This window comes from Actinomycetota bacterium, assembly GCA_005888325.1.
In the GTDB taxonomy this organism is placed as follows: Bacteria; Actinomycetota; Acidimicrobiia; order Acidimicrobiales; family AC-14; genus AC-14.
The window spans coordinates 25,963-36,290 of sequence record VAWU01000017.1 but is presented as its reverse complement, the minus strand read 5'-3'; the positions used below and the strand labels follow the sequence as shown (position 1 = coordinate 36,290).

The 10,328-nt window shown below is 70.1% G+C and carries 5 protein-coding genes and 2 pseudogenes (1 of these 7 running past the window's edge); 2 read left to right on the top strand and 5 right to left on the bottom strand.

What is annotated here, in order from left to right:
- A partial coding sequence (locus E6G06_03820) for a tandem-95 repeat protein (protein TML92889.1) occupies positions 1–1,408 on the top strand: 1,408 nt, incomplete at its 5' end.
- 30 nt (positions 1,409–1,438) lie between these two features.
- Here the strand turns inward: E6G06_03820 and E6G06_03815 are convergent.
- The 5 genes and pseudogenes from E6G06_03815 to E6G06_03795 form a co-directional block, all read right to left on the bottom strand.
- Positions 1,439–1,981, bottom strand: coding sequence for a DUF2231 domain-containing protein (locus E6G06_03815; GenBank protein ID TML92888.1), 543 nt, complete (start codon positions 1,979–1,981; stop codon positions 1,439–1,441).
- Positions 1,978–3,303, bottom strand: coding sequence for a diacylglycerol kinase (locus E6G06_03810; protein TML92887.1), 1,326 nt, complete (start codon positions 3,301–3,303; stop codon positions 1,978–1,980). Before E6G06_03810 ends, E6G06_03815 begins: the two co-directional genes overlap by 4 nt.
- A 591-nt stretch (positions 3,304–3,894) precedes the next feature.
- Positions 3,895–5,529 (bottom strand): annotated as a pseudogene (locus tag E6G06_03805) (hypothetical protein).
- Positions 5,530–5,533: 4 nt separating this feature from the next.
- Positions 5,534–8,005: a hypothetical protein gene (locus tag E6G06_03800; GenBank protein ID TML92886.1), complete on the bottom strand. Its 2,472-nt coding sequence runs from the start codon at positions 8,003–8,005 to the stop codon at positions 5,534–5,536.
- A gap of 44 nt (positions 8,006–8,049) precedes the next feature.
- Entirely contained in the window at positions 8,050–9,309 is a 1,260-nt protein-coding gene (locus E6G06_03795; GenBank protein ID TML92885.1) for a cytochrome P450, read from the bottom strand.
- Between the two features lie 101 nt (positions 9,310–9,410).
- On the opposite strand from E6G06_03795, the pseudogene E6G06_03790 reads away from it, so the two are divergent.
- Positions 9,411–10,328 (top strand): annotated as a pseudogene (locus E6G06_03790) (hypothetical protein) (it continues 423 nt past the right edge of the window).

Sequence of the window (10,328 nt, the reverse complement as noted above, 5' to 3'; positions counted from 1 at the left end):
GTTCCAGTTCAAGGCCAACGACGGTCAGCTCGACTCGATCGCCGCGGCGACGGTGTCGGTCTCGGTCGGCCAGTCGAACCGCGCTCCTGTGGCCGGCAACGACTCGGCTTCGACCCAACCGGCCACGCCGGTCACGGTGAGCGTGCTCGCCAACGACAGCGACCCCGACAACGACCCGCTCACGGTCACCGGCGCGTCGAGCCCGGCCCACGGAACCGCCGCGGTGAACGCCAACAACACCGTCACCTACACCCCGACCTCGGGCTACTCGGGGCCCGACTCGTTCAACTACACGATCAGCGACGGCAGGGGCGGGACCGCGTCGGCCACGGTGACGATCGCGGTGGACAACCCGCCCGTGGCGACCTCGCAGTCGGTGTCGGTCAACGAAGGGGCCACCAGCACCGTGACCCTCACCGGCTCCGATCCCGACAGCGACCCGCTGCGCTTCAAGGTCACCTCGCTGCCCGCCAGCGGCAAGCTCTACGACGGCACGGGCACCGGTGGCCACGTCATCGCCGCGAGCGAGCTGCCCTACGCGCTGACGGGCGCGGGCAACACCACCACGTATCAGCCCAACGCCGGCTACTCCGGGCCCGACGCGTTCCAGTTCAAGGCCAACGACGGCCAGATCGACTCCACCGCCGCGGCGACGGTGTCGATCAGCGTCAACCACGTGAACCATCCCCCCGTGGCCAACAACGACTCGGCCTCCACCCAACCGGGCACGCCGCTCACGGTGAACGTGCTGGCCAACGACAGCGACCCCGACAACGACGCGCTGACGGTGACCGGCACGTCCACGCCCGCCCATGGCACCACGGTCGTGAACGCCCACAACACCGTCACCTACACCCCGGACGGGGGCTACTCGGGGCCCGACTCGTTCACGTACGACGTGAGTGACGGCAACGGTGGGACCGCGTCGGCCACGGTGTCGATCACGGTGAGCTCGGCGAGCACGAATCTGATCGGAAACGCGGGCTTCGAGGTCGACACGTCCGGCTGGGAGGCCGGCAACTCGTTCAACACGCTGAGCCGAGTCGCGGGCGGGCACTCCGGGAGTTGGGCTGCGCAGCTCGCGAACACGTCGGCCGGTAGCAACTGCACGCTCGACGACAAGCCGAGCTGGGTGGGCACCACTCAGGCCGGTGCCTACACGGCGACCATCTGGGTGCGCTCCGACACACCCGGGCTCACGTTCAAGCTGCGCGTTCGCGAGTACAAGAGCGGGGTGCAACAGGGCTCGCTTTCGACGTCGGTGACGCTGACGTCGTCCTGGCAACCGGTCACCGTCGTCTACACCCCGGTGGCACCGGGGTCGTCGAACCTGGACTTCCAGGCGTACACCGTCAGCTCGCCCGTCGGCGTTTGCTTCCAGGCCGACGACGCATCCATCACCCACTGAGCCACGGTCGCGGTGCGGGACCGCGAGGGGTCAGTCGTGCCGGCCGGGAAGGACGTCCTGCTCGGACTTGTGCCAGACGGGATGGTCGCCGGCCGTCTCGACGTAGAAGCCGTAGTCGAAGACGAGGGTGCCGCCGTAGGTGGACCCCAGCGCCACGAGGGCCGCGACGACCACGGAGATCACGACGATCCCCACCGGCGTCGAGGTCCGGGTGTGGATGACGGCCAGCGCGGTGACGGTGAGCATGATCCACGCGTGCGTGTTGATCGTGCGTCGGGCCTGGGTGCCCGGCTCCGACGACCTCCACCAGTCCCAGAAGCCGGTCAGGGCCGCCAGCACGGACACCACGACACCCCCGACGAACGCGAACGTGCCCGCGTGCCAGAGCTCGCGGGCCCAGTCATGGCTGTCACCGCCGACGGCAGAGATGACATCGAAGCCGGCGGCCAGGAGGTACGCGCCGACAGGTATGTCGGTGAGCGGCGGGTGCAGCGGTTTGCCCGCCCAACCCCGTAGGCCCTTGAACGTCCGCCCCCGAAAGGTGATCGCGGGCCGTACCGAGAATCTCCTCATCCCGACTCCTTCCTCGTCCTCACGTTCCTCACGACCTTCATTAGCTCACCACCCTCGTCAATGCTCGAGGACCACGGGCCGACCGGCGGCAGTCTGCAGGACCGCGGCGATCGTGGACCAGCCCGGCCGCGCCGCCGCCGCGGCCGGGGACAGACCGGGCGCGCCGCGTGGGATGCGCACTCGAAGCGCTCGAGCGTGAACGCTTCCCCGTCGAGCCCGATCTCGATCGGCGCTGCCGATCTCACGTCGAACCGGGTGTCGGTCCAGTTGATCCAACCTCGGAAGCGTCCCGCCTGACCCACAGCCTGCAACTGGATGAACCGGGCGAGATCGGCGGAAGAGCTGAACTCCGCCGTCACGATCCCCAACGTCCCTCCGTCCAACCGACGTCTGGAGCCGAAGGCCTGCGGGCCGGTCAGCTCATAGCGACCGTTGGACACCAGGATGACGTGGGCAGACAGATGCTCGTTCCCGTCGGGCCCCGTGAAACGCAGGTCGAACGGCGCGGCACCGGGTCCGAGCATCGCCGGCAGCAGCTCGAGCACGGTTTCGACCTTGTGATCGCGATATTCGGGCGTCTGCACGATCTTCGCGTAGAGACCCATCGTCACGTTGTTCACGAACACCCGGTCCCCCACACGAGCCAGATCGATGCGACGCTCCACCGCCTCGGCAAACGCGTCGAGCGCACCGACGACGTCGTCCCGGTCGAGGCCGAGGTCCCTCGCCAGATGGTTCCGCGTGCCGGCCGGGACACACACGAAGGCGACGCCGTGCTGCTGGGCCACACCGGCCACGAGCGCCTGCGATCCGTCTCCGCCGGCCATGCCGATGGCGTCCGCGCCATGCGCCACCGCATCCACGGCCAGCCGGACGAGATCGTCGCCCGGCTCGAGCACGACCGACTCGATGCCCCGGCGGCGCGCCTCCTCCGCCAGGGCGTGGCGCTCGACCTTCCCGTTGCCCGAGCGCGGGTTGAGGATGAGGACCGGGTGCGCGGCGGCGGCGACCGCCATGCCCGGGGTGGGGCTCGCCTTCAGCGCCGCCATGTCGCGTCCCAGCGCGTATCGGGTGGACGCCCCGACGATGGCGAGGAGCGCGAGCACGAGCAGCACCGTCAGTAGGCTGTCGTTGACCACCACGAGCAGGACGAGCGCGACGACGGCTACGAACGCGGCGGTGGCCCCGACGATCCTCCGTGCTCCTGCTCGCGTGAGCGCGTACGAAGCCGCGGCGATACCCACCGCGAGACATGCGGCCGCCGCGAAGGGAAGTATCAGTCGCTCGGTCAGCGTCGCCACCGTGGCGACCAGCAGCGCCACCGCGGCGACGCATGCTACGACCGCGCTGGCCCTACGCAACGGACGCGCCTAACCCGGGCAAGCCTCGTCGCGGCCGCAGAAGACGAGGCCCGTGTCCCGGTGCACATGCCGCACGATCCTCGTCCGCGCCGTGTAGGCAATCGCGCGCTCGACGTCGGAGAGCAATTCAGGAGGAGCCCCGTCGGAGAACTTGATGTCGTACGTCGCGCACCCGCCAGGGAACCGGTCGAAGCGGAGGAGCGAGATCCCGGAGCCGTGGTTCCTCGACTCCTCGAAGCGGATCGTGCTGGGTCCTCTGCGGCCGACCGCGCGTGCGTGCGTCACGTCGCAGGCGTGCGAGAGGGTGACGACCACGGCGTGATGCCCCGCCTGGTCCGAGTTCAGCGAGAACCGTCCACGGCCGTTGTGCACCACCGCATGACCGAACGTCCAGCCCGCCGGGAGTGCGTCGATGCAGGGGATGGCGCCGGCGGACGGCACCGCCTGCGCCATCAGGATGACCGTGCTGCTCGTGCCGCACTCGGGGGATCTGGCGATCGGCAGGTCCTGCACCGGCGACAGAAGATTCGTGGCCTGGACGACGATGAAGAGCGACGCCGCCAGCACCGCGAGCGCGAGCGCGACGCGCCGCACGCTCCACCGCTGGATGGCGACGGGCCGTCGCTCCGGCGCCAGGGCGCGAAAGCTCGCGAGGAGGTCGCGCCCGTCCTGCTTCATGGCGGCCCGGAGCTGGGTGGGGCTCGCCACGCCCCGCGTAGCGGCGAACGCCTCCGCGATCTCGTCCGGCGTGAAGAACTTCACCGCGTGCTCGTACACCCGGTCCGGATCGGAGCGCACCGCGAGGACCAGCATCATGTTCGCCAGGTCGACGGCTTGGCGCCAGGGAGACGGGCGCACCTGCACGAAGAACGGGTCGATCAGGTACACCCGACTGTCACGGACCAACAGGTTCGCGGGCTTGATGTCACGGTGAGCGAGGCCGGCATCCCAGAGCTTGCGGATCACGCCGAGGCCTTCGTCGATCACGCGGTCGTCGACGATCACGTCGGCCTCGCCGATCTCGGCGGCCCCATCGACGAACTCGGTGATCAGCATGTACTCGCGCTCGGGGGTGATCTCGACGATGCCGTACGCCGCCGCCGTCGGGATGTCGGCGTCGCGCAGCACACGCAGGGCGTAGTCCTCGTACTCGACCAGGCGACGAACGGTGTGGAACGGCGCCTCGTCCTCCAGCGCGCCATAGAGGATCGTCCGGCCGAGCTTGTACCAGCGGTCGGCCGTCACGTGGCTCTTGGCGTACAGCTTGGCGAAGAGGTAGGGGGCGGTGCCGCCCTCCACCTGCAGGCGCAACGGCGTCGATCCCCCCGAGCCCGCCAGCCCGACGGGCTTCACCTCGAGGATGGTCAGGCCCAACTGTTCCTCGATCGCGCGTTGAATGGCGACACCTCGCTCGCCGGTGACGTCGAGGTGCGCCTTCTTCGCTCGCCGGTAGCTCACGGGGAACGCTTCGTTCGGCGTGAACCAGCGGAACGCGATGAGGGGGATGGCGACACCGAGGACGACGCCGTAGACGATGTCGGACGGGTGGTCGACGGCCAGGTACAGCCGGGCGAACGCGAACAGGAGGATGACTCCCCCGACGCCCCCCTTCGCCAATTGGCGCGGGCGCCCGGGCACCACCAGCCCGTACGCGATGGCCATGAGGATCAGGGAGAAGACGGCGACCGGAGGCGAGGGCATCGAGAACCCGCCCCAACGCCCGATGATCTCGACGCCGTAGGGACGAGGCCTCGCCACGCGGTCGATGAGGGTGGTGCCGACCATGGCGAGGACCGCGAAGCTCCCGAGGAAGGTGAAGAGGTGGCGCCAGCGCCGGAAGGCGACGAGCGCGACGACGACGGCCCAGGCGACGGAGGTCGTCCCCCAGCGCGAGCCGACGGTGTTGATCCCCCGCATCACGTTGGTCAGCCACCCCGTGCGGAGGTGCGCGAACTGTCGGAGCACCGAGGTCTCGAAACGGGCGGCCGGCGCAGGTTGCCCGACGGTCGGGAGCAGGATGAGCGCGACGGCGGCCACGGCCGCCAACACGAGCCACAGCTTGCCGGTCGCCCCGATCTTGCGGGGCAGCGGCGGCGGCGCGCCCGACGGACGCCGCTGCCGCACGCCCCGACGGGGGATGGGGGGCGGGGCGTGGGGCGGGGTCGGGGCCACCTCTCGGGTCACCATCGGCTCACACGTACTCCCGCCGCTGCAGGACGTGCCACGCCAGCCATCCCGGTAGCACGGGCAACCAGTACGTCACGAGCCGGTAGGTGAGCACCGCGGTCACCGCGGGCCCCGACGCCATTCCGACGCCGGTCAGACCCGCGACCAACGCGGCCTCGAGCGCGCCCAGGCCCCCAGGGGTGGGTGCCGCGGCCGCGACGGCCGACGCCCCCAGGAACACCGCGCCGATCTTGGGCACGCTCAGGTGCCCGCTGACCGCCATCACCGCGCCCGCGAACGCGCAGACGTAGGCGAGCGTCGTCATCAGCGAGCCGCCCAGCAGCAACGTCAGCTTGGCCGGGCTCTTGGCCACCCCTCGCAGGTTGACGGCCGAGGAACGGACGGCCCCGACAACCGGGGCCAGCACCTTGCGCCGTCCCCAGCGGGTCAACAGCATCGCCCCTGCCAGCGCGAGCACGAGCGCGACGACACCGAGCACCTTGCTCCCGGAGGGCACCTTGAACGCGCGCCCCAACGCACTCCCGGACCAGACGAAGAAGACGATGAGGAGCAGCGCGTGCACGATGCCGCCCGCAACGCTGTTGAGGCCGACGCCGGCCACCGCGGTCGCCGGGTCCACCCCCGACTTCGCGAGGAAGCGCGTGTTGAGCACCATGCCCCCGATGCTCGCCGGGGTAACGCGGTTGACGAACGAGGACGCGGTCTGTGCGAGCACAGCCGGCACAAGCGCCACGCGTTGGGGAACCGAGCCGATGATCCCGAGCGCGGCACCGAGGTAGGTCAGCGCCGACATCACGATCATGAACGGCACCCACGCGAAGTTCGCCGACTTGAAGGCTTTCCACGCGCCGCTCACCTGAGCAACCTGCGGCAACAGGAAGTAGAAGGCGCCGGTGAGGACGGCGATCATCAACAAGGTGCGCGGCCGGACCCGTTGCACGCGGGCCAGGTCGTCGAGTGGCTGACCGCTCGACGCCGCCGCCACTGCACGCGTCCGACCGAGGAGGTCTTCGTGACCCTTGACGGCTCGGCGCGTCGCGACGGACAGGGCGAGGGGTTGTAGGAGCGGCACCGCCGGGGCGACGCTCTCCGGCCCGATCACCGCACTGGCACGCTCGACCGCCCGCTCCGGCCCGACCAACGCCGCAAGCGACGCCAACAGCTCGGCCACGTCGACCGCAACCTGCCGGTCGGTCGCGGCCAGCTCCGAGAAGCTGAAGTCCACGATCCACGGGACACCGTTGTCGCCCAACACCACGTTGGCGGTCCGCAGTGAGCGGTGAGCGATCCCGGCCCGATGCAGACGTTCGACATCGGTCCACAAGCGGTCGAGCACGTCGTCGGTGACCTCGTCGCCCGGGACCTGCTCGAGCGAGCGGCCGTCGACCTGGCTCATGGCGAGCAACGCGGAGCCATCGGCCGCCTCCGCGACCCGGTCGACATGAGGCGCGTGCGCGCCGGCCTGCTCGGCCATGAGGCCCACGAGCGCCTGGTGCTCGACCGCCTGTCTGAGCGATGCGGCCGGCCGGGCATCACCCAGCCGTCGCAGCCGAACGAACCGGTAGGCCCGGTAGAGAAGGTCCGCGTCGCGCTCGTCCTGGCCCAGCACCTTCACGAACAGCCGGTGGCCGTCGGCGGTCGAAGCCAGGAACGGCCGCGCCCCTCTCCCGACGACGATCGCGGGGACGACGGAGGTGACCGGCATGCCGCTGGCCGCCAGCGCGCTCGCGACCTCCGCGGGCCCGATTCGGCGATCGGGGGCGCCGAACGCGACCAGCAGGACGCCGGCGACGACGGCGCCGATGGCGAAGGCCAGCACCAGCTCCATCGGCAGGATGGTCCCGGTGATCACGCGCACCAGCGCCGCGGAGCCGAGCACGATCCACGCCGCTCGTCGCCAGGAGCGCGCCAGCCAGGGCGCGACCGTGACCGTGACCGCGACCGCGCCCGCAAGAACGAGAGGGTTGGGAAACCCGGCGTTCGTAACCAACGCGTCGCGCGCGAGGTTGGTCGCGAGGTCGGGTGGCACTGAGTACCCGAGAAGACGCTCGAGCGCCGCCAACACCACACCGGCGAAGACGGCGCCGCCCACCAGCGTCGTGAGGAGACGGAAGCGTCGACGCCGCAACAGCACGGCGACGACCGCGGCGATCGCGGCGACGGCGACGACCTGGAGCAGGCCGGTCAGGAGCTCGCCGGGCACGGTGTCGGGCTCCAGCCCCGACACCGTGGCGGCGCGAGAGCGGAGCAGGCGCTCGGGGATCACCGCGCTGACCACCAGTGCCGCCACCAGGATCACGCCGCTCATGATCAGGCGGATCACGTCGCCGGGATGGCGGTAGCGCGGTGGATGGAGGGGCCCGCTCACGCCCTGCGCGCCACGCTCCGTCGACGGGCGCGGGGGCGGGTCGGCGACGAGCTGGGCATGCACGTCGCCCGTGGAGGGCCGACCCTCCACGTCAGTCAGAGCGCTCACCCACGTCGGCACCCTACCCTCGCGGGCTCGCGCCACCCCGGGAGCTAACCCACCGCGACTCGCAGCTCCTTCAGGCCGCGCAAGATGAAGTGGTCGCGATGCTGCGGATGTCGGGTCACCAGCTCGAGCCCCGGGAAGCGCCCGACCAACGAGCCGACGACCACCTGGCCCTCGAGGCGGGCGAGCGCGGCACCGAGGCAGTAGTGGATCCCGCCCGAGAACGTCAGGTGGTGCAGGTCGTCGCGGGCGACGTCGAAACGGGCAGGTTCGGGAAAGCGATCCGGATCGCGGTTAGCTGCGGCGAGCAGGGTGGACACCTGCCCGCCACGGGGAACACGCAGCCCTCCCACGTCGAGGTCCTCTCGCGCGATGCGCCCCGTGAGATGAACGGGCCCGTCGTACCGCAGCATCTCCTCGACGGCGTTGGGAACGAGCGAAGGGTCAGCCTCGAGTCGCCGCTGTTGGTCGGGGTGCGCGAGCAGCGCCCACATGCCGTTGCCGATGAGGTTCATCGTGGTCTCGTGACCGGCTACGAACAGCAGGAGCACGATGCTGCGCAGCTCGGCCTCGCTCAGGCGGTCGCCCTCGTCTTCCGCGGCGAGCAACGCGCTCACGAGGTCGTCGCGCGGCGCCTTGCGCCGCTCCTCGAACAGGCCATCGAAGTAGCTGATGAAGTTCATGGCGGCGACGATGCCCCGCTCGAGCACATCGCCCTCGATCTCGCCATCGAGCAGACGTGAGGCATCACTCGACCAGGCCGCGAAGCGATGACGGTCGTCGAGCGGCACACCCAGCAGCTCACAGATGACCGTGACCGGCAAGGGATAGGCGATGCTCGCCATGAGGTCGACCTCGCCCGCGTCGCGGAGCTCGTCGAGCACGGTGCCGACGAGGATGGAGTCGACGAGATCCTGCACGTGGGGACGGAGCCGTTCGATGCTGCGAGGGGTGAACGCCTTGCTCACGAGGCGGCGCAGACGCGTGTGGTCCGGTGGGTCGAGGAAGAGCAGGACCCCGGCCTTGAGGTCGCCCATCGCGAGCCTCACGTCGTCCGCGTCGCGGCGGCTCGGATCGAGGTTCTCGGCGTCGGTGCTCCAGCGCGGGTCGCGCAGCACCGACTCGCAGTCTGCGTGGCGCGTGAGGACGAACTCGTCGAAGCGCGGGTGGTACCAGATCGGTGCCTCGGCGCGCAGGCGCTCGTACAACGGGTAGGGATCCGCGCGGTGCTCGGGCGCGAACGGATCGACGTCGCGCAACTCGAGGACCTGCGGCTCGGTCGTCATCGTGACCCCTTCCACATGCATCACACCACACGAGCGCGGACGGGGCCATGTGACGTCGACCACAGCCTCGTCGTGTGAGCATCCGCCCCGCGCGTTGCGACTGATGCGGCGAGACTGGGGTGGTGCTCACCAGCGAATCCAGGATCCTGACGACCCACGCCGGGAGCCTGCCCCGTCCGCGCGCGCTGGCCGAGCTGCACGGCCGGCGCAGCCGGGGTGAGGCGGTCGACCCCGAAGCCCTGCGGCTCGCGGTCGAGGAGGCGACCGCGGCGAGCATCGCCGCCCAGCTCGAGGCGGGTATCGACGTCGGCAACGACGGCGAGCAGGCTCGCGAGAGCTTCTTCACCTACGTCCAACACCGGATGACGGGGTTCGGCGACACCAGCCAGCGCCCCTTCATGCGGGACCTGCTCGATCATCCCGACTTCATCGAGCTCTCCCTTCCGCGGTTCAATCGCATCAAGGTCAACTTGATGGCGGCTCCCGCCGCGATCTCCGACGTCGCATACCGCGACACGACGGAGTTGACAGCGGAGTGCGATCTCGTCGCCGGCGCGCCGTTCGGCCAGACGTTCATGACCGCGGCATCGCCGGGCATCGTCGCGTCCGCCATGGACAACCGGCACTACGCCACACGCGAGGAGTACGTGCGAGCCGTCGCAACCGCGCTCGGCACTGAATACCGCTTCATCGCCGAGCGGGAACTGCTGCTGCAGATCGACGCGCCCGACCTCGCCATGGAGCGCCACACCCTCTTTGCCGATCGTCCGCTCCCCGAGTTCCTCGCCTGGGTGGAGCTCGTGATCGACGCGATCAACGGTGCCCTCGCAGGTATCGACCCGGCTGATGTGCGACTACACGTCTGCTGGGGCAACTACGAAGGGCCACACACGCTCGACGTGCCGTTGGACGAGATCCTGCCGCTCCTCTACCAGGCCCATGTCGGCGCGCTCGTGGTGTCGATGGCCAACGCCCGCCATGCGCACGAGCACGCGTGCTTCGAACGACGTCCGCTGCCCGAGCCGATGGTCCTCGTCGCA